Genomic DNA, 18,449 nt, shown 5'->3' with positions numbered 1-18,449 from the left:
CCATGAGCCTTCTCGAAATCCGCAACCTCTCCGTCAGCTTCGACACGGCCGCAGGGCCGTTCAAGGCGGTCGACGGCATCGATCTGCATGTCGACCAGCGCGAAGTCCTCGCGATCGTCGGCGAGTCCGGCTCGGGCAAGTCGGTCGGCATGCTGGCCACCATGGGCCTCCTGCCGAAGACGGCGACCGTCACTGCCGACCGCCTCACCTTCGAGGGTCGCGATCTCCTGACGCTCTCGTCGCGCGAGCGCCGCCAGATCGTCGGACGCGACATCGCGATGATCTTCCAGGAGCCGATGGCCAGCCTCAACCCGTGCTTCACGGTCGGCTTCCAGCTCACCGAGACGCTGCGCTTCCACCTCGGCCTCGGCCGGGCGGAGCGCAAGCGCCGCGCGATCGAGCTTCTCCAGTCGGTCGGCATTCCCGACCCGGAAGGTCGCATGTCGAGCTTCCCGCACCAGATGTCGGGCGGCCAGTGCCAGCGCGTGATGATCGCGATGGCGATCGCCTGCAATCCTAAGCTCCTGATCGCCGACGAGCCGACGACGGCGCTCGACGTGACGATCCAGAAGCAGATCCTCGATCTCCTCGTCGGGCTGCAGCGCGAGCACGGCATGGGTCTCATCATGATCACCCACGACATGGGCGTCGTCGCCGAGACGGCACACCGCGTCGTCGTCCAGTACAAGGGGCGCAAGATGGAGGAGGCGGGCGTGCTCGAACTTTTCGAGAACCCGAAGAACCCCTACACGCGCGCGCTCCTCTCGGCGCTGCCGGAGAACGCCACCGGCGACCGGTTGCCGACCGTCGCCGACGCCATGGCCCTGGAGGCTGCCCGATGAGTCCCGTCCTCGAAGCGCACGGCATCAAGCGCGACTACCTCGTGCCGCAGGGGCTCTTCTCGGCGCCGAAGGCCGTCCATGCCGTCAAGGGCGTGTCCTTCTCGGTCGAGAAGGGCAAGACGCTCGCGATCGTCGGTGAGTCGGGCTGCGGCAAGTCCACGCTCGCGCGCATCCTGACCCTGATCGACGAGCCGACGGCGGGCGAGCTCTTCATCGACGGCCAGCCGATGCGCATCGAGAAGGGCGTGACGCGCGAGATGCGCCGCAAGGTGCAGATGGTGTTCCAGAACCCCTACGGCTCGCTCAACCCGCGCCAGAAGGTCGGCGACGTCCTGACCGAGCCGCTGGCGCTCAACACCGACATGCCTGCCGCCGAGCGGCGCGAGCGGGCGATGGCGATGCTGGTGAAGGTCGGCCTCGGGCCGGAGCACTACAATCGCTATCCGCACATGTTCTCGGGCGGCCAGCGCCAGCGCATCGCGATCGCCCGCGCTCTGATGCTCAACCCGAGCCTCCTTGTGCTCGACGAGCCGGTGTCGGCGCTCGACCTTTCGGTGCAGGCGCAGATCCTGAATCTTCTCGCCGACCTTCAGGACGAGCTCGGCCTCACCTACGTCTTCATCAGCCACGACCTGTCGGTGGTGCGCTACATCGCCGACACGGTGATGGTGATGTACTACGGCGAGGTGGTGGAATACGGCACGCGCGACGAGGTCTTCAACGCGCCGAGCCACGACTACACGCAGAAGCTCTTCGCCTCGACGCCGCGCGCCGACGTGGACAGCATCCGCCGCCGCATGGCCGAACGCGCCTGAGGCTTTGCGTCTCGTCCGGCGCGCCGTCGTGCGCCTGATATGGCGCTTCCGGGGGCGCGAGACCCGCTGAGTTCTAGACGAAGAGGCTCCAGAGCCGGTGGGCGTCGATCTTGCCGAGGAGACGCCCCCGTTCGGCGACCACCACGTCGCCCCGCCGCAGCGTCGGCAGGACGTCCGCGAGCCGCGTGCCGGTCTGGACGAGGCCGGCAAAGCCCGCCGCCTCGTCGGCCGGCGTGATCGGCGCCATCACGTCCTCGGCCAGCAGGAAGCCCACCGGGTTCAGCTCCGACAGGAGCGCGGCGACATGATCGGTTGCCGGCTGCAGCACCAGCTCGCGCGGCGGCCCCGCCTGCACCAGCCGCCCGTTGTCGAGGACCGCGATCCGATCGCCGACGCGCATTGCTTCGGCGGGATCGCAGGTCGTCAGGATCACCGTCTTGCCGGTCCGCTCGCGCATGCGCCGCAGCGATGCGACGAGCGCAGGATCGCGCCAGGCGTCGGGCGTATCGATCGCGCCGTCCATGAGAAGGATCGGTTCCGCCCCCAGCGAGGCGACGAGAAGCTGGACATGGGCGCGAAAGCCGGGACCGAGGTCCGCGACCGTCGTGCCCGCGAGATCGCGCAGCCCCGCATTGGCAAGTTCGAGAACCGCGCGCGGGGCGCGGTCGCGGCGCGGCGTGCCGTGGTCCACAAGCGCCGCTTCCACGACGGCGGAGACGGTCCGGCGCTCGCCGAGGCGCACCGGCGCGCGCCAGCTGGAGACGGTCGCCTCCGCGTGGCGCTTCAGGTGGTTCTTCGTCGCGGTCGCGAGTTCGAACGCCCCGTGCGCGGTCATGAACGAGGCCGACCCGCGTGCGATGGGCGCCGCCCCGGCAAGCGCCGCCACGAGGCTCGACTTGCCCGAGCCCGAACCGCCGAGCACCACGAGGATCTCGCCGGGATAGACGTCGAGATCGACGTCGATCAGCGCCACCGTGCCATCGCCGGAGACGCGGATCGCATGGTGGTTTTCGCCGGCGTCGGCCCGGCGAAGGGCGGTGCCCGGCTGGCGGCCGTGAACGACGGCGAGGCGGCGGATGCTGATCTGCGGGGTCATGCGGCGGGCTTATGCGCCAGCGCCCGAACGCACGCAAGCGTTGGGGGACGGACCATCGGCACCCTGAACGCCCTTCATGAATTCGATGTCATGAACCCGTTGTAACTCGACGCTTTGGGGTTGCGGGCGCACTCTCTTCCACAGGCGCACCAAGCCACGGACCCCCGGGTGATTCAGCCCGACCCTCAGGCGACTTGGGATTCGATGACGCCGATCGAACCAGGAGCAAAGCCATGAAGTCCACCCTATCCGCCGCCCTCGTCCTCCTCGGCACGCTGGGCGCCGCCTCGGCCGCGATGGCCGCAACCCCGATGCCCCGGCATCACGTCCAGCACACGATGGCGACGACCGCCGCGCCGTCGAAGACCTCGCCTGTGAAGGTGATGAGCGAGACGCCGGTGAAGGATCCTGGCCTGTTGGGCGTCCTCCAGGCCTCGGACGGCCAGATCTATTCCGCGACGGTGAACGACCCGCGCATTCATGGTCTGCCGCAGTACTGATGCTCCCCCAAACCGCCAGATCGAAAGCCGCGCAATCCGTCGCGCGGCTTTCGCGTTTTGGGGCTAGGATCGCGGCGACCTATGCTGCGGAGGAAGCCCGATGACCGACGATCTCGTTCTCTACACCAATCCCATGTCGCGCGGCCGCATCACGCGCTGGATGCTGGAGGAGGTGGGCGAGCCCTACCGGGTCGAGGTGCTCGACTACGCCACCACCATGAAGGCGGCCGAATATCTCGCCGTCAATCCGATGGGCAAGGTGCCGGCGCTCTCGCATCGGGGCGCTGTCGTCACCGAGGTCGCCGCGATCTGCGCTTATCTGGCGGACGCCTTTCCTGAGGCCGGGCTCCTGCCGGAGCCGGGCGCGGCTCAGGCGGCCGTCACCAACCGCACCCTGCAGGTGGAGATGACGCCGGAGCGCTCGGTCTTCGTCGGCTATGGCTCCTACGAGCGGGTAATGGACGCGCTGGAAGCTGCCGTTTCGCGCACCGAGTACGTCGCGGGCGACCGCTTCAGCGCGGCCGACGTCTATCTCGGCTCCCATATCGGCTACGGGCTCCATTTCGGTGGCATCGAGCGTCGGCCGGCCTTCGAGGCCTACCATGCGCGGCTCGCCGGGCGGCCGGCGTTTCGCCGGGCATCCGAGGCCGACGACGCGCTCTTGGCAGCGGCCAAGGGGCAGGGCGGCTGAGGTGCGACCCGCACGTGAAAACCATTGGCAAATAGGGGACGGAAGCACTTTTCCGTTGCGACGCCTTGGGGCTTCGGTTACCCATTCCGCCATGAACACCGCACGCAAGCTCACGAATTGGTGGCAGGCCCGCTTCTAGCGGCTTTGCGAACCCGTGCGCGTTCGATCGACAAAGGCCGCTCCGGACCCCCGGCGGCCTTTTCCTTTTGAGGGGCCTCGGGGCCGGCGCTCAAGATGGAGTGGATGGCATGACCCTCGAACCTCAGGCCGACGGCGCGCACGTCTATGTGACGGAGGGCGGCGTGACCGTCAGCCGGCGGCGGCGCGACGTCGCCTATGCCGGCGCGATCGAGCCCTATGTCGATCGGTTGGATACCCGCCGCGGCGCGGTCTTTTCTTCGAACTACGAGTATCCCGGCCGCTACACGCGCTGGGACACGGCGATCGTCGATCCGCCGCTGGTCGTGACCTCTTCGGGGCGCTCGGTCATGATCGAGGCGCTGAACGCGCGGGGCCAGGTGCTGCTCGGCTTCGTCGCGGACGCGCTCGAGGGGCACGAGGACATCGCGTCCGCCGCCAGTACGGGCAACCGGCTCGACCTGACGATCGCCCTGCCGTCGCGCGCCTTCACCGAGGAGGAGCGCTCGCGCATGCCGACCGTCTTCTCGGTGCTGCGCGCGATCGTCGCCCTGTTCAAGTCCGACGAGGATTCGGACCTCGGCCTCTACGGCGCCTTCGGTTACGACCTCGCCTTCCAGTTCGATCCGGTCGAGGAGACGCTCCAGCGCGCGCCCGACCGCCGCGATCTCGTGCTCTACCTGCCGGACGAGATCCTGATGGTGGATCACTACTCGGCCAAAGCCTATGTCGAGGAGTACCAGTTCGAGAAGGGCGGCCGCTCGACCGCCGGTCTTGCCGGCGGCGGGCCCGAGGCGCCCTTCGCGCGCTCCGAGAGCGTGCCGCCGCGCGGTGACCACAAGCCCGGCGAATACGCCGCGCTCGTGCGCCGCGCCAAGGAGAAGTTCATGCGCGGCGACCTCTTCGAGGTCGTGCCGGGCCAGACCTTCTATGAGCGCGTCGAGCATCGGCCGTCCGAGGTCTCGCGGCGGCTGAAGGGCATCAACCCATCGCCCTACTCGTTCTTCATCAATCTCGGGGCCAACGAGTTCCTGATCGGCGCGAGTCCCGAGATGTTCATCCGCGTGTCGGGACGGCGCGTCGAGACCTGCCCGATCTCCGGCACGATCCGGCGCGGCGAGGACGCGATCTCGGATTCGGAACAGATCCTGAAGCTCCTGAACTCCAAGAAGGACGAGTCGGAGCTCACCATGTGCTCGGACGTCGACCGCAACGACAAGAGCCGCGTCTGCGAGCCGGGTTCGGTGCGCGTCATCGGCCGGCGCCAGATCGAGATGTACTCGCGCCTGATCCACACGGTCGACCACATCGAGGGACGCCTGCGCGAGGGCATGGACGCGATGGACGCGTTCCTGTCCCACGCCTGGGCGGTGACGGTGACCGGCGCGCCCAAATTGTGGGCGATGCGCTTCATCGAGAAGAACGAGAAGAGCCCGCGCGCCTGGTACGGCGGTGCCGTCGGCATGATGCATTTCAACGGCGACATGAACACCGGCCTGACGCTGCGCACCATCCGCCTCAAGGACGGCGTCGCCGAGGTGCGCGCTGGCGCGACGCTCCTCTACGATTCCAACCCGGAAGAGGAAGAGGCCGAGACCGAACTCAAGGCGTCGGCGATGATCGCGGCGATCCGCGAAGCCGGCAAGCCGAACGCCGGGGAGGGGACCAGCGCCCGCGCCAAGGTCGGCGAGGGGGTGCGCATCCTCCTCGTCGATCACGAGGACAGTTTCGTCCACACGCTCGCCAACTACTTCCGCCAGACCGGCGCGGACGTGACGACCGTGCGCACCCCGGTGCCGGAGGAGATCTTCGACCGCGTCGCGCCCGATCTCGTCGTCCTGTCGCCCGGTCCCGGCAACCCCGACGATTTCGACTGCCGCGGCACGATCGCGCAGGCGCGCAAGCGCCAGATGCCGATCTTCGGCGTCTGCCTCGGGCTCCAGGCGCTGGCCGAGGCCTATGGCGGCACGCTGCGCACGCTCCATGTGCCCGTGCACGGCAAGCCGTCGCGCGTTCGCGTCTCGACGCCCGGCATCATCTTCTCCGGCCTTCCGAACGAGGTCACGGTCGGCCGCTACCACTCGATCTTCGCCGACCCGGTGCGCCTGCCGCGCGAGTTCGAGGTGACGGCCGAGACCGAGGACGGCGTCGTGATGGCCTTTGAACATCGGCACGAGCCTGTCGCGGCCGTGCAGTTCCATCCCGAGAGCATCATGAGCCTCGGGAGCGAGGCCGGGATGCGGATGATCGAGAACGTGGTGGCCAAGCTTCCGCGCCGCGCACGGGTGAAGGCCGCCTGATGACGGCATCCGCGATGGCGATGGCCGACGATTCCGGACGTCTGGTGAAGCGCACGGCGATGATGACCATCGCCGTGGCCTGCCTCGTCCTCGGCATCAAGTACGCGGCCTACGTGGTCACCGGCTCGGTGGCCCTGTTCTCGGACGCGCTGGAATCCATCGTCAACGTCGTCGCGGGCCTCATCGCCTTGTGGGCCGTCAGCGTCAGCTACAAGCCCGCCGACACCGACCATCCCTACGGCCACACCAAGGCCGAGTATTTCTCGGCGGTGGTGGAGGGCGTCCTCATCGTCGTCGCTGCGCTCCTGATCCTGCGCGAGGCCTACGGCGCCTACCTGGTGCCACGCGCGATCGAGGCGCCAATGCTCGGCATCGCGATCAACGGCGTCGCAACCGTGATCAACCTTCTGTGGGCGCTGCATCTCATCCGGCAGGGTCGCGAGCACCGCTCGCCGGCGCTCGATGCCGACGGGCGGCACATCATGGCCGACGTCGTGACCTCGGTCGGCGTGCTCGCGGGCCTCGCCGTCGCCAGCGCCACGGGCTGGTCGATCCTCGACCCGGCGCTCGCCGCTCTCGTCGCGCTCAACATCCTGCGCGAGGGCTGGAAGGTCGTCGCCTCCTCGCTCTCCGGCCTGATGGATCAGGCGCTCGATCCGGCGGACGACACGCGGGCGCGCGAGATCATCTCGGCTTCGGCAGAAGGGGCGATCGAGGTCCACGACGTGCGCACGCGCATCGCCGGTCGCGCGGTCTTCATCGAGTTCCACATGGTGGTGCCGAGCGAGATGCGCGTCGTGGACGCCCATTCCATCTGCGACCGCATCGAGGACGCATTGCAGGCCACTTTCGCCGGGGCCCGCGTTCTGATCCACGTCGAGCCCGAGGGCGAGGCGAAGCAGGTGGGCGTGCCGGTTCTCTAGCCCTCCGCTCCAGTTCGCATCGGCTTGCGAGCGCCGGTCCACCCGAATGGGTCGGCCGGCGTTTTCGTGTTAACGCCTTGGGCGGCTAAAAGGCGGGATCCCTTATGATAGCGACGGACTGTTCAACAATCTCTACTCGATAAGCCGACATTCGCTGCCTAGATCATGCGCATCGGACGACGCAAGCTGATCTCACCGGCTCCCTCCCAAGCCGCTGAACGTCTCGATGCGCCTCCTGAGTTTCCTCAAGGACAAGAACAATGAAGACTTCCATCTTTGCCTCGGCTGTTGTGCTCTCTCTCGCTGCCCTGACCGGCGTCGCCTCTGCCAACGGTATCGTGCCGGGCTCCGACACCTATGAGCGTGCCGCCGACGGTGTCGCTGTCAATTCGGTGATCCGTGGCGAGACCGTCGCCCCCCGCGCCAGCGTGGTCGAGAGCCGCTCGTTCGGCTATCCCGCGACCGAAGGTGCGGCCGTCAACGTTGTCCCGGGTTCGCGTTACGAAACCCGCGCGATCGATTCCAACGCCGTCAACTCGGTGATCCGTGGCGACTACCATGCCGGCTACACGGCGTCCCCGGTCGAGCAGGTCCGTGTCGTTCCGGGTTCGGATTCGTTTGGTGTCGATGCCCGTTGAGTTTTCTGGAAGGCGGCATCGGTCGCCTTGTGGAGGAAAGGCCCGATCCGAAAGGACCGGGCCTTTTTCGTGTCGGGTGCCTCCTTCGGGCTTGCCTTCCCGGTTCCGGAGCGTCATTCTGGCCGCCATGACGAAGTCGGACGTCTCCTTCGGCCCCTTGGCCCCGGTTGCCGCGCGCGAGCGCGATGTCGCCGCACGTCCGCTTCTCGGCCTCCTTCGTCTCGTCCTTATCGGCGACCGTCGGGCCCGTTGATCGAAGGGGCGCCCGGCGGTCGAGCCGGCGCGCGACACCCTCGCGAAGCCTCCAGTCTCTTCGGCTTTACAACCCCGGTCAAATCCTGAAAGACGCGCGTCAGCCGGCCGTCGTGCCGCTCCGTCTTCGCCGAACGAGCAAGGTATTCCCATGTCCGCATCCGTCCCGGTGATGCCCAAGGCCACCCAGAAGTATCAGCCCTATCCGGCCGTCGATCTGCCCGACCGCCAGTGGCCCTCGCGCCGCATCGAGACGGCGCCGATCTGGTGCTCCGTCGATCTTCGCGACGGCAACCAGGCGCTGGTCGACCCGATGGGGCAGGAGCGCAAGTCGCGCATGTTCGCGCTCCTGAAGCATATGCGCTTCAGGGAGGTGGAGATCGGTTTCCCCTCCGCCTCGCAGACCGACTTCGACTTCACCCGCTGGTGCATCGAGGAAGGCGGCGTCCCCGACGACATGTCGCTGCAGGTGCTGGTCCAGTGCCGGCCCGAGCTGATCACGCGCACCTTCGAGAGCCTGGAAGGCGCCAAGAAGCCGATCGTCCACTTCTACAATTCGACCAGCGAGTTGCAGCGCCGCGTCGTGTTCGGCAAGGACCGCGCCGGCATCCGCCAGATCGCGGTCGAGGCCGCCGAGATGATCGCCGAGATGGCCGACAAGGCCGGCGGCGGGTTCCGCTTCGAGTATTCGCCCGAAAGCTTTACCGGCACCGAGCTCGATTTCGCGCTCGAGATCTGCAACGCCGTCGCGGAGGTCATCCGCCCGACGCCGGAAAACCGCCTGATCCTCAACCTGCCGGCCACCGTCGAGATGTCGACGCCCAACATCCACGCCGACCAGATCGAGTGGATGAGCCGGAACCTCGACAACCGCGAGACGATCATCCTGTCGCTGCACCCGCACAACGACCGGGGCACCGCGATCGCGGCGACCGAGCTCGGGCTGATGGCGGGCGCCGACCGGGTCGAGGGCACGCTGTTCGGCAACGGCGAGCGCACCGGCAACGTCGACCTCGTGACGCTGGCGCTCAACATGTACACGCAAGGGGTCGATCCCGAACTCGACGTCTCCGACATCAACCGGATGAAGGAGGTCTACGAGCACTGCAACCAGCTCGCCATCCCCGAGCGCCACCCCTACGTCGGCGAACTGGTCTACACGGCCTTTTCCGGCTCGCATCAGGATGCGATCAACAAGGGCATGAAGGCGGCGAAGGTCGCCAACACGCCCCTGTGGGAGGTGCCGTATCTCCCGATCGATCCGCAGGACGTCGGCCGCTCCTATGAGGCGATCATCCGCATCAACTCGCAGTCGGGCAAGGGCGGCATCGCCTACGTCCTGCAGGCCGACCACGGCCTGAACCTGCCGCGCAACCTGCAGGTGGATTTTCGCGAGGACATCCAGCGGATCACCGACGAGGAAGGCCGTGAACTGCCGGTCAAGCGCATCTACGAGCGCTTCCTGGAACGCTACGTCGAGCAGCCGGGCGCGCGCTTCGCCTATGTCGAGCACGTCACGCGACCGGAGCAGGGACCCTCGCGCCGCACGGTGACGGCGACGATCCGCGACGGCGACCGGACGATCGAGATCGAGGGCCGCGGCACCGGTGCGATCGACGGCTTCATCGACGGTCTGTCGCGTCACATGGGGATCGACCTGTCGGTCGCCGATTACGCCGAGCACTCGCTCCAGCGCGGCTCCAACGCCTCGGCGATCGCCTATATGGAGATCGAGCATCCCGGCGGACGGGCCTTCGGCGCCGGCATCGACCAGAACGCCACGACGGCCTCGCTGCGCGCGATCGTTGCGGCCGCCAACCGGATCGTGGATACTCAAGGTTAACGAAACCTTTCCGCTTGCGTCCCGTTCCGGTTTCACGAAAGCCAGCGGCGGTACGCATGACAACCGTACGGCGGGCCATGATGGCCCGCCGCGCGAGGTCGAGGTGGCATGATGATGGAGTCCCGGGGCGCCCTGTCGGTGACGAGCGGAACCAAGCGTTTGGCCGATGCCGTGCGCGCGGCCAAGATCGCCTCCTCGCAGCGGACCGACATCGTGGTCGACATCCGCGAGGCGGACCGAGCCCGCCTCGAGATCTTCGCCGAGGAACTCCAGCCGATCATCGACGCCGTCCCCGCCGATGACGACCTTTTCGACTTCACCCTGTCCGGCGGACCGCAGCCCCGCTACTGGGTCGACGGCACGGCGCAGGTCCTGATGGCGCGCGACCGGCGCACATATCGCTTCGTGCGGGACACCCGCCTCGGCCGCATCACGCTCGCCGAATCGGGCGAAAGCCGCGTCATCGTCGACAAGGTGACTGAGTACGTCGCCGAGCGGATGGTGGAGCGCGACCGCGCGCTCGCCGCATCCGACGGCATCGGCCTCCGGCCTGCCGAGCGGCCCGCCTCGCTGGCGGCCGCCTCCTCGCTAGAGCCGATCCGCCTCGCCCCGCGTCCGCGCTCGACCGATTTCGTGATCGCCCTGTCCTGGCTAATGATCGGCATCGTGGTCGGTGCCGGCATTCTCATGGCGCTCGCCGCCTATCGCGGCGCGCCGATCGTCTGACGGAAGGCGTCAGCCCCGCCGCCGGACGGCCAGAAGCACGACGCCTCCCACCACGAGGCCCCAGAACGGGGCGCTGATGCCGAGGAACGGCACGCCCGACGCCGTCACGACGAAGCACAGGATCGCCGCCTCGCGGTCGTCCGTCTCGCCGACCATGCCCCCGAGTGCCCCGGTAAAGGCGCCGATCAGCGCGACGCCGGCCACCGTCTGGACCAGCGCCGGAGACTGCGCGGCGAACGCCGTGGCCCAGCCCGCCGTGAGGCCGAAAGCGATATAGGCGACCCCCGAGACGATCCCCGCCCACCAGCGGCGGCCCCGGTCGGATCCGGCCTCGTCGCCCGCGCAGATCGCCGCGGTGATGGCCGCGAGATTGACCGCATGGCCGCCGAAGGGGGCGCAGAGGAGGCTCGCGACGCCCGTCGCCGTGAAGAGCGGCGCGGGCTCGGCGGCAAAGCCGTTGACCCTGAGGATCGCAAGACCCGGAATGTTCTGCGAGGCCATGGTGATCAGGAAGAGAGGCAGGCCGAGCCCGACCAGCGACGCCGGTGACCAGTCCGGCAAGACGAGGACGGGTGCGGGGATCACCGCTGCCGTGCCTCCCGGGCTGCTGTGGGCGAGGAAGATCAGCAGGAAGGTTGCGACCGCCGCAGCCGGTACAGCTAGGACGCGGCTCCAGCGCCCGACAAGAAACCAGATCGCGATGACGGCGAGCGCCTCGAGCGGGATCGACGCCACCGCCTTGACGGGCGCGAGGCACAGGGGAAGCAGGATGCCCGCCAGCATCGCGTTGGCGAGCGACAGCGGAATGCGTGAGATCGCCCGGCCGATCGGCTTCACGAGGCCGGCCAGAACGACCAGCGCGCCGGCAAGGATAAAGGCCCCGATCGCCGCCGCAAAACCGCCGGCGGGTTCGCCGGCTCCGGCGAGCAGCGCGGCGCCGGGCGTCGACCAGGCGACGGAGATCGGCATCCTCATTCGCCACGAGACGAGGATACCGCAGACGCCCATCGCGATCGACAGGGCCATGATGCCGGACGCGGCCTCCTCCGGCGAGGCGCCGACCCCGACCAGCCCCTGCAGCACCACGGAGAAGGAACTGGCGAAGCCGACGAAGGCCGCAAGCAGCCCCGCCGAAAGGGCGGACAACGGGGGAGGGCGCATCGGGCGGGCCTCGATCGGCGAACGGCGATCCGAGCGCCTTACGCGGCCGTGTCCATCCCTGGCAAGCGCTTCCTTGGCTGCGACCGTCCCCAGATCAGGCGGCGACACCGGGCTCGGCGTCGATCGTGGTGCCGTCGTTGAAGAGGCGGCGCTCGCGGATCCAGTCGATGCCGCCGCCATCGGCCCGGAAGCCGCGTTCGCGCTGCACGAGCGACCAGTCGCCGGGTCCGCCGTCGATCTCGAACAGGCTGTAGCGCGCCGCCGGCTTGGAGCCGCCCGGGTTCTGGCTCGCCGACGGGATGCCCGCGACGGGCACGCGCTCGCCGCCGGGGCCCGTCAGCCAGTAGAGCGTGTCGAGATGGGTATGCCCGTGCAGGACGAGTTCGGCGCCGACGTCGTGGATCACCTTGGAGAAGTATTGCTTGCCGATCAGCCGTTTCGACCAGGCCGCCGCACCGGCGATCGGCGGGTGGTGGATCATCACCACGCGGAACAGGCCGCGCGCCTTGGCCTCGTCGAGGAGGCGGGCGGTCGCCAGCGCTTGGCCACGCTTGAAGGTGCCGGTGGCAAAGAACGGTGCGGTGGCTTCGGCACTCGACGTGCCGATGATCGCGACCTGACCGCGCACGCGCATGTAGGGATAGCGCCGATGATGAGGCGCCTTGCCGCCGTCGCCGATCAGATACGGGTACCATTCCTCGTAGACGCGCTTCAGCGCCCCCGGAACGTAGGCGTCGTGATTGCCCGGCACCACCGACACCCAGGCGGGATCGCCGAGGTCCTCGAGCCAGATCCGTGCGCCGACGATCTCGGTCTTGGTCGCGAGGTTCACGAGATCGCCGGTCACCGCCACGTGGCTCGGCGACTGCGCCTTGAGGTCGGCGACGAGCTTCAGCAGCGTGTCGCCGAACATCGCCCGCTTCCGGTTGCGCTGCCAGTTGATGTAACCGGTGATGCGCTTCGAGGCGAGCTCGCGGTAGGACACGTCCGGCAGCGGACCGAGGTGGATGTCGGACAGATGAGCAAGACGAAACATGGGCGGTGAACTAGCCGGACCGGGCGCGATGGGAAGGGGACGGCGATGACGCCCTGGCTTTCCCGGCCGCTCGCCCGCGTGCTGCGCCTCTGGGGGCTCGCCACGCGGTCGATGACGCTCGGCGCTCGCATCGTGGCTCTCGATGCGGACGGCCGCGTGTTCCTCGTGCGCCACGGCTACCGCGAGGGCTGGTATATGCCGGGCGGTGCGGTGGACCCGGGCGAGACGGCGATCGAGGCCGTGGTGCGCGAGGCCCGCGAGGAGGGCAACCTCGTCTGCGAGGTGACGCCTGTCCTCGTCTCGGTCCACTACAACCGCCACGAGGGGCGCGATCATGTGCTGGTCTACCGGTGCGACCGTGTTCGGCAGACCGAACCGCGCAAGGCCGACTGGGAGATCGCCGAGAGCGGCTTCTTCGCGCTGGACGCCCTGCCCGAGGGCACGACGCCGGCCACGCGCCGACGCCTCGCCGAGGCGCTCGGCGGCGAGCCGCCGGCCGAGGACTGGTAGCTCAGGCGGCGGCCAGCCGCTCGCGCCCGTGCGGTCGGTCGAGATCGAGCTCGGGGCCGAGCGGCACGATCCGCGTCGGGTTAATCATGTCGTGGCTCTCGTAGTAGTGATGCTTGATGTGGTGGAAATCCACCGTCTCGCGCACGCCCGGCCACTGGTAGAGTTCCAACATGTAGCCTTGGAGGTTGGGGTAGTCGGCGATCCGGCGCTTGTTGCACTTGAAGTGCCCGACATAGACCGGGTCGAAGCGGATCAGCGTCGTGAACAGGCGCCAGTCCGCCTCGGTGATCCGGTCGCCCGCGAGGTAGCGCTGGCGCGACAGGCGGTCCTCCAGCCGGTCGAGCGTGTCGAACAGGACGTGGAAGGGCTTCTCGTAGGCCTCCTGCGTCGTCGCGAAGCCGCACTTGTAGACGCCGTTGTTGACCGCCTCGTAGACCTCCTCGTTGGTCGCATCGATCGCGGACCGGAGGTCGGCCGGGCAGAAATCCACCGATGCGTCGCCGAACGCGTCGAAGGACGAGTTGAAGATGCGCAGGATCTCGGCCGACTCGTTGTTGACGATGGTCCCGTCCTTCTTGTCCCAGAGGACCGGGACGGTGACGCGGCCGGTGAAGTTCGGATCGGCCTTCAGGTACACCTCGTAGAGGCGCTCCGCCCCGTTAACGCCGTCGGGGATGCAGCCCTGGCGATCCGAGAAGGTCCAACCTTCCGATCCCATGAACCAGTCGACCACCGAGAGGGAGACGACGTCCTCCAGTTTCTTGAGCTTGCGCAGGATCAGCGTCCGGTGCGCCCAGGGGCAGGCGAGCGAGACGTAGAGGTGGTAGCGCCCGGCCTCGGCCGGCACCGCATCCTGACCATCGGGACCCGGCTCGCCGTTCGGCGTCACCCAGCGGCGGAACGCCGTCTTGGTGCGCTGGAAGCTGCCGCCCGACGACTTGGTGTCGTACCACTTGTCCTGCCACTTGCCGTCGACCAGAAGGCCCATCTGCATCACCCATCGCAAAAGCCGCGCGCGGGGAATTGCTTCGCCCTCGACGCGGCACATATGCGGTGATATGGAGCGGACTGGCCGATAGGCAGGCCTGAAGCAACGGGTTTCCCATGCTGCGACGACGACGCCAGGAGGCGGCACCAGCCGCCACGATCCACGCCGCCGGCGCCTGATCCGATTGCGAGGTCCGGCGGGGCGGAGCGAGTGCGTCTCCACCGTCAGGACCCGACCATGCTGTCCCTCGTCCAGGAACTCGACCTGCGCTTCTGCGCGGAACAAGCCGAGCACGCCGACACCATCGAAGACATCGCCGCCGAGGCTTTCGGTCCCGGCCGCTTCACGCGAGCGGCCGAGCGCGTGCGCGAGCGCTCGCCGCACGATCCCGCCCTGTCGCTCGTCGCGATCCTCGGCTCGGAGATCGTCGGCTCGGTGCGTCAGTCGCGCGTTTCGATCGGCGACGTTCCCGTCGTAATGCTTGGGCCGCTGGCCGTGCGCCCGCGCTTCAAGAAGCGCGGCATCGGCCGGACGCTGCTCGCGATGGCCGCGGAAACCGCAGGACTTGCCGGCGAGCGGGCGATCTTCCTCGTTGGCGACCGGGCCTACTACATGCCGCTCGGCTACAGGCCGCTGCCCATCGGCTCCGTCACGATGCCCGGCCCGGTCGACGAGGCGCGCATTCTGGGGCTCGACCTCGTGCCGGGTGCCTGGGACGGCGTCGCGGGACGGGTGGAACCGCGCCGCTAGACCAGAGCTTCCACTTCGGTCGGCAGCGAGGTCCGGTTGCCGATATCGGCGCGATGGCGTTCCAGCCAGAGGTCGGTCGCTCGCCGCCCGAGGTCGCGCAGTTCCAGGAGTTCCGACCAGCGGGTATCGAGCTTCCCGACGGCGCCGCGCTGCGTCAGTTCCTCGCCGGCCGAGATCATGTGGAGCCGGAGGGCAGCGATCTGGCGCAGCACCGGGTTCTCGAGATCCTCGTCGCGCACGAGACGCTTCATCTCGGTCAGCATGCGCAGGTCGCGCATGAGAGATGTGTTGAAGGTGATCTCGTTGACGCGGGCGATGATCTCGTCCGCCGTATCGGGCACGCCCGGCCGCACGAAGGGCGTCACCTGCACGATCAGGAGGTCCGACGTCCCGTGGTCCTGCGTGAACAGGGGCGTCAGGACCGGGTTGCCGAGATAGCCGCCGTCCCAGTAGTGCCGGCCGTCGATCTCGACCGCGCGGAAGACGTCCGGAAGGCAGGCCGAGGCGAGGAGGGCATCGGCTGTGAGTTCGGTCCCGGTGAAGACGCGCACGCTCCCGGCTTCCACATCGGTGGCCGAGACGAAGGTCGAAACAAGCGTCTGGCGCTGGAGAAGGTCGAGGTCGATCGCCTCCTCGACGACGACGCGCAACGGATTGCCGCCCGGTCGCCCCGCGCTGTAGGGCGAGACGAACTGGGTGAGCGAGCGCACCTGCTCGATCGCGTTGTGCACCATGGAGCGCGGAAACGGAAAGAACGGGAAGCTGCTTTCGACCGCACCGAGGGGGGAGCGAGCCGAGACCGTCTCCCACAAGCGGTGCAACGCCTCGCGCGCGCCTCTCCGGCCGCCGCCGGCGAGGCCCGCCGACAGGCTCGCCGCGTTCAGGGCGCCGGCGCTGGTGCCGCTGACGGCCGCGATCTCGATCGTGTCGTCATCGAGGAGACGGTCGAGGACGCCCCAGGTGAATGCGCCGTGCGCGCCGCCGCCCTGCAGGGCGAGACAGATGCGGGCCATGGTCCTACGCCTTCCATCCTCTCCTCCCGTTGATCATTGCCGCACGAGGGGACGCGGCGTCCAGCCTCATGCTGCACCTGCGAGATAGGGTGTCGCGTGCCGATCAAAAACCCCAGCGGAGAAGGAAACCGTCCGCGAACGTCGGCGGCTCAGCGCCCCTCGCGATACCAGGTGGCGGAGAGCGCGAGAAGCAGGACGGCAAGGCCGAGGAAGCCCCCGAAGAGCGGCGTCCGGTCGACGCCACGCAGGACGCTTTCCTCCGTGGTCTTCAGGCCGATCCAGTCGCGCCCGTCCGCGTCCGCCCGGCCCGACACCGGCACGATGCGCGGCACCGAGACGTCGCCGGTGGCTTCCGCCAGACGACGCGTCGAGCCGCGCGTCGCATCGGCGATCGGCTGCAGCTTCTGCGTGGTCGAGATGGCCTCGCGATATTCGCGCGGGTTCACCGGCCCGACATTGGCAAGCGCCCTAAGATCGCCGTTGGCCACCTGATAGAGGCCGAGCTCGTCGGCGTTCAGCGTGCCCCGCCACTCGCCGGCCGCGCCTTGCGTCAGCGGCAACTGCAGCGCGCGGCCGGACGGCGTAACGACCGTCGCCGGCCCCGGATCGTCGCCGATCGTATGGCGCGTCACCGTCAGGTCGGTGCCGAGTGCCTCGGCGTCGAGGGATTCCTCCTCGAGCTGCGGCTCCTTCATCAGCCAATGGGCGAGACGGCGGAACAGCGGCACATGCGGGCCCCCGCCCTCGAAGCCGCGCGACCACAACCAGCCCTGATCGGACAGGAGAAGCGCGACGCGACCCTCGTCGGCGCGGTCGAGGACGAGGAGCGGCTTGCCGTCCGGGCCGGTCATCACCGTTTCGCCGCGCGTCTCGCCGACGTCGATCGAACGGAACCATGGGCTCCAGTCCGGCGGTGTCGCGCCGGCGCCCGGCAGGTCGCGCGTCACAGGGTGCTTGCGCCCCAGCTCCGACAGGACGGGGCGGAAGGCGCGCTGGTCGACCTCGCCGGTCGGCAGCGCCGGGAGGATCGCGCTCAGCGGCGAGTTGGCGACGGAATCGGGCCCCGCATATTCCGGCCCCGAGGCAATCAGCATCGCGCCGCCGTTCTGCACGTACTGGGCGATATAGTCGTAGTAGAGCGTCGGCAGCACGCCGCGCCGCTGGTAGCGGTCGAAGATGATGAGGTCGAAGTCCTCGATCTTCTCGACGAAGAGCTCGCGCGTCGGAAAGGCGATCAGCGACAATTCGTTGATCGGCGTGCCGTCCTGCTTCTCCGGCGGGCGCAGGATCGTGAAATGGACGAGGTCGACCGCCGCGTCCGACTTCAGGAGGTTGCGCCACGTCCGCTCGCCGGCGTGCGGCTCGCCGGAGACGAGGAGGACGCGCAGATTCTCGCGGATGCCGTCGATCACCGCGATGGCGCGGTTGTTGACCGGCGTGATCTCGCGGGCCTCGCGCGCCGCCGAGAGTTCCACGATGTTCTTGCCGGCGCGCGGCAGGGTGATCTGGACGTTCGTGTCCTGCCCCGGAACGGCGTTGCGCCGCTCGACGAGGTCGCCGTTCAGGAAGACCTGCACCTCGACCGGATTGGTCGACGCGCCTTCGCCTTCCTCCACGACCCGGAAGGTTAGCGTCTGGGGCTGGTCGACCAGCGCGAACCGCGGCGATGTCACGAGGTCGAGGCGGCGGTCGAACTCGTTCGGCCGGCCGGTGACGAGCGCGTGAACCGGCGCGTCGAAGCCGAGTGCCGCGGCGTTCTCGGGGATGTCGTGGACCTGCCCGTCGGTCACCATGATCGCGCCGCCGACCCGGGCGGGCGAGACGTCGCGAAGGCCGTCACGCAGCGCCCCGAAGAGCGCCGTCGTCGCGTCGCCCTCGCCAGCCGAGCGGGCCTCGATCGTGCGCACCTCGAACTGCGGGAAGGCGGCGAGGTTGCGGCGGATCTCTTCCACCGCCGCATCGGTCTGGGCTGTGCGCTCACCGATCGTCTGGCTCTGGCTGCGGTCGACGACCACGGCGACGACGCTCTTCAGCGGGTCGCGCTCCTCACGCAGCACCACGGGGTTGAGAAGCGCCAGCACCAGGGCGACCAACGCGAGACTGCGCACCACGGCGCCGCGCATGCGCGCCGCAAGCAGCGCCAGCGCGAGAAGCACCGCCGGGACGGCGAGGATCGCGATCACGGTCCAGGAGAAGAAGGGCGAGACGTCGATCGACCAGGTCATGG

The 18,449-nt window shown here is 68.6% G+C and carries 17 protein-coding genes; 11 read left to right on the top strand and 6 right to left on the bottom strand.

Annotated features, from left to right (window positions below; all coding sequences use genetic code 11):
• Positions 1 to 2 precede the first annotated feature (2 nt).
• Together BM175_RS06960 and BM175_RS06955 are read left to right on the top strand one after the other, a co-directional pair.
• Complete coding sequence (locus tag BM175_RS06960; protein ID WP_090961130.1) at positions 3 to 842, top strand: ABC transporter ATP-binding protein; 840 nt, start codon at positions 3 to 5, stop codon at positions 840 to 842.
• On the top strand, positions 839 to 1,657 hold the full coding sequence (locus tag BM175_RS06955; RefSeq protein ID WP_090961127.1) for a dipeptide ABC transporter ATP-binding protein: 819 nt from the start codon (positions 839 to 841) through the stop codon (positions 1,655 to 1,657). Before BM175_RS06960 ends, BM175_RS06955 begins: the two co-directional genes overlap by 4 nt.
• Before the next feature lie 73 nt (positions 1,658 to 1,730).
• Here BM175_RS06955 and BM175_RS06950 read toward each other — a convergent pair whose 3' ends face one another.
• Positions 1,731 to 2,753, bottom strand: coding sequence for an ATP-binding cassette domain-containing protein (locus BM175_RS06950; RefSeq protein WP_090961124.1), 1,023 nt, complete (start codon positions 2,751 to 2,753; stop codon positions 1,731 to 1,733).
• Between the two features lie 233 nt (positions 2,754 to 2,986).
• On the opposite strand from BM175_RS06950, the gene BM175_RS06945 reads away from it, so the two are divergent.
• The 7 genes from BM175_RS06945 to BM175_RS06915 all read left to right on the top strand — a co-directional run bounded on the left by BM175_RS06945 (position 2,987) and on the right by BM175_RS06915 (position 10,764).
• The gene (locus tag BM175_RS06945; RefSeq protein WP_090961121.1) at positions 2,987 to 3,253 is read left to right on the top strand and encodes a hypothetical protein; all 267 of its coding nucleotides are present in this window, start codon (positions 2,987 to 2,989) and stop codon (positions 3,251 to 3,253) included.
• Between the two features lie 100 nt (positions 3,254 to 3,353).
• Complete coding sequence (locus BM175_RS06940) at positions 3,354 to 3,944, top strand: glutathione S-transferase family protein (RefSeq protein ID WP_090961118.1); 591 nt, start codon at positions 3,354 to 3,356, stop codon at positions 3,942 to 3,944.
• Between the two features lie 248 nt (positions 3,945 to 4,192).
• Positions 4,193 to 6,382 (top strand): anthranilate synthase, encoded by a 2,190-nt coding sequence (locus BM175_RS06935; RefSeq protein WP_090961115.1) that lies wholly within the window; start codon positions 4,193 to 4,195, stop codon positions 6,380 to 6,382.
• A 20-nt stretch (positions 6,383 to 6,402) separates the two neighbouring features.
• The gene (locus BM175_RS06930; RefSeq protein WP_139224582.1) at positions 6,403 to 7,305 is read left to right on the top strand and encodes a cation diffusion facilitator family transporter; all 903 of its coding nucleotides are present in this window, start codon (positions 6,403 to 6,405) and stop codon (positions 7,303 to 7,305) included.
• A 260-nt stretch (positions 7,306 to 7,565) separates the two neighbouring features.
• Entirely contained in the window at positions 7,566 to 7,943 is a 378-nt protein-coding gene (locus BM175_RS06925) for a hypothetical protein (protein WP_090961110.1), read from the top strand.
• 403 nt (positions 7,944 to 8,346) lie between these two features.
• Positions 8,347 to 10,038, top strand: coding sequence for a 2-isopropylmalate synthase (gene leuA / locus BM175_RS06920; protein WP_244545906.1), 1,692 nt, complete (start codon positions 8,347 to 8,349; stop codon positions 10,036 to 10,038).
• 108 nt (positions 10,039 to 10,146) lie between these two features.
• On the top strand, positions 10,147 to 10,764 hold the full coding sequence (locus BM175_RS06915) for a hypothetical protein (RefSeq protein WP_244545905.1): 618 nt from the start codon (positions 10,147 to 10,149) through the stop codon (positions 10,762 to 10,764).
• Positions 10,765 to 10,773: 9 nt separating this feature from the next.
• Here BM175_RS06915 and BM175_RS06910 read toward each other — a convergent pair whose 3' ends face one another.
• Positions 10,774 to 11,925 (bottom strand): benzoate/H(+) symporter BenE family transporter, encoded by a 1,152-nt coding sequence (locus BM175_RS06910; RefSeq protein ID WP_090961107.1) that lies wholly within the window; start codon positions 11,923 to 11,925, stop codon positions 10,774 to 10,776.
• 94 nt (positions 11,926 to 12,019) lie between these two features.
• Positions 12,020 to 12,961 carry a metallophosphoesterase family protein gene (locus tag BM175_RS06905; RefSeq protein ID WP_090961104.1) on the bottom strand — a complete coding sequence of 314 codons (942 nt, stop codon included), beginning with the start codon at positions 12,959 to 12,961 and terminating at the stop codon, positions 12,020 to 12,022.
• Positions 12,962 to 13,006: 45 nt separating this feature from the next.
• Here BM175_RS06905 and BM175_RS06900 point away from each other — a divergent pair, with 45 nt between their 5' ends.
• A complete protein-coding gene (locus tag BM175_RS06900) occupies positions 13,007 to 13,471 on the top strand; it encodes an NUDIX domain-containing protein (protein ID WP_090961101.1) in 465 nt (154 codons plus the stop codon).
• 1 nt (position 13,472) lies between these two features.
• Here BM175_RS06900 and BM175_RS06895 read toward each other — a convergent pair whose 3' ends face one another.
• On the bottom strand, positions 13,473 to 14,459 hold the full coding sequence (locus BM175_RS06895) for a glutathione S-transferase family protein (RefSeq protein WP_090961313.1): 987 nt from the start codon (positions 14,457 to 14,459) through the stop codon (positions 13,473 to 13,475).
• 237 nt (positions 14,460 to 14,696) lie between these two features.
• Between BM175_RS06895 and BM175_RS06890 the strand changes: the two genes are divergently transcribed.
• A complete protein-coding gene (locus tag BM175_RS06890) occupies positions 14,697 to 15,209 on the top strand; it encodes a GNAT family N-acetyltransferase (protein WP_090961098.1) in 513 nt (170 codons plus the stop codon).
• Here BM175_RS06890 and BM175_RS06885 read toward each other — a convergent pair.
• Positions 15,206 to 16,222 (bottom strand): patatin-like phospholipase family protein, encoded by a 1,017-nt coding sequence (locus BM175_RS06885; protein WP_090961096.1) that lies wholly within the window; start codon positions 16,220 to 16,222, stop codon positions 15,206 to 15,208. The genes BM175_RS06890 and BM175_RS06885 overlap by 4 nt on opposite strands.
• Positions 16,223 to 16,371: 149 nt before the next feature.
• Positions 16,372 to 18,447: a hypothetical protein gene (locus BM175_RS06880; protein WP_090961093.1), complete on the bottom strand. Its 2,076-nt coding sequence runs from the start codon at positions 18,445 to 18,447 to the stop codon at positions 16,372 to 16,374.
• Positions 18,448 to 18,449: the final 2 nt, after the last annotated feature.

The sequence above is a fragment of the Aureimonas phyllosphaerae genome, assembly GCF_900113065.1.
Classification (GTDB): Bacteria; Pseudomonadota; Alphaproteobacteria; order Rhizobiales; family Rhizobiaceae; genus Aureimonas; species Aureimonas phyllosphaerae.
The sequence above is the reverse complement of the archived record's forward strand: the minus strand, read 5'-3'. Positions and strand labels throughout refer to the sequence as shown.

Coding starts and splice junctions, on each gene's coding strand:
- BM175_RS06935 (WP_090961115.1), top strand. CDS start 4,193: ATGACCCTCGAACCTCAGGCCGACGGCGCGCACGTCTATGTGACGGAG.
- BM175_RS06895 (WP_090961313.1), bottom strand. CDS start 14,459: ATGGGCCTTCTGGTCGACGGCAAGTGGCAGGACAAGTGGTACGACACC.
- BM175_RS06955 (WP_090961127.1), top strand. CDS start 839: ATGAGTCCCGTCCTCGAAGCGCACGGCATCAAGCGCGACTACCTCGTG.
- BM175_RS06910 (WP_090961107.1), bottom strand. CDS start 11,925: ATGCGCCCTCCCCCGTTGTCCGCCCTTTCGGCGGGGCTGCTTGCGGCC.
- BM175_RS06915 (WP_244545905.1), top strand. CDS start 10,147: ATGATGATGGAGTCCCGGGGCGCCCTGTCGGTGACGAGCGGAACCAAG.
- BM175_RS06880 (WP_090961093.1), bottom strand. CDS start 18,447: ATGACCTGGTCGATCGACGTCTCGCCCTTCTTCTCCTGGACCGTGATC.
- BM175_RS06945 (WP_090961121.1), top strand. CDS start 2,987: ATGAAGTCCACCCTATCCGCCGCCCTCGTCCTCCTCGGCACGCTGGGC.
- BM175_RS06950 (WP_090961124.1), bottom strand. CDS start 2,753: ATGACCCCGCAGATCAGCATCCGCCGCCTCGCCGTCGTTCACGGCCGC.
- BM175_RS06905 (WP_090961104.1), bottom strand. CDS start 12,961: ATGTTTCGTCTTGCTCATCTGTCCGACATCCACCTCGGTCCGCTGCCG.
- BM175_RS06885 (WP_090961096.1), bottom strand. CDS start 16,222: ATGGCCCGCATCTGTCTCGCCCTGCAGGGCGGCGGCGCGCACGGCGCA.
- BM175_RS06940 (WP_090961118.1), top strand. CDS start 3,354: ATGACCGACGATCTCGTTCTCTACACCAATCCCATGTCGCGCGGCCGC.
- BM175_RS06900 (WP_090961101.1), top strand. CDS start 13,007: ATGACGCCCTGGCTTTCCCGGCCGCTCGCCCGCGTGCTGCGCCTCTGG.
- leuA (WP_244545906.1), top strand. CDS start 8,347: ATGTCCGCATCCGTCCCGGTGATGCCCAAGGCCACCCAGAAGTATCAG.
- BM175_RS06890 (WP_090961098.1), top strand. CDS start 14,697: ATGCTGTCCCTCGTCCAGGAACTCGACCTGCGCTTCTGCGCGGAACAA.
- BM175_RS06930 (WP_139224582.1), top strand. CDS start 6,403: ATGGCCGACGATTCCGGACGTCTGGTGAAGCGCACGGCGATGATGACC.
- BM175_RS06960 (WP_090961130.1), top strand. CDS start 3: ATGAGCCTTCTCGAAATCCGCAACCTCTCCGTCAGCTTCGACACGGCC.
- BM175_RS06925 (WP_090961110.1), top strand. CDS start 7,566: ATGAAGACTTCCATCTTTGCCTCGGCTGTTGTGCTCTCTCTCGCTGCC.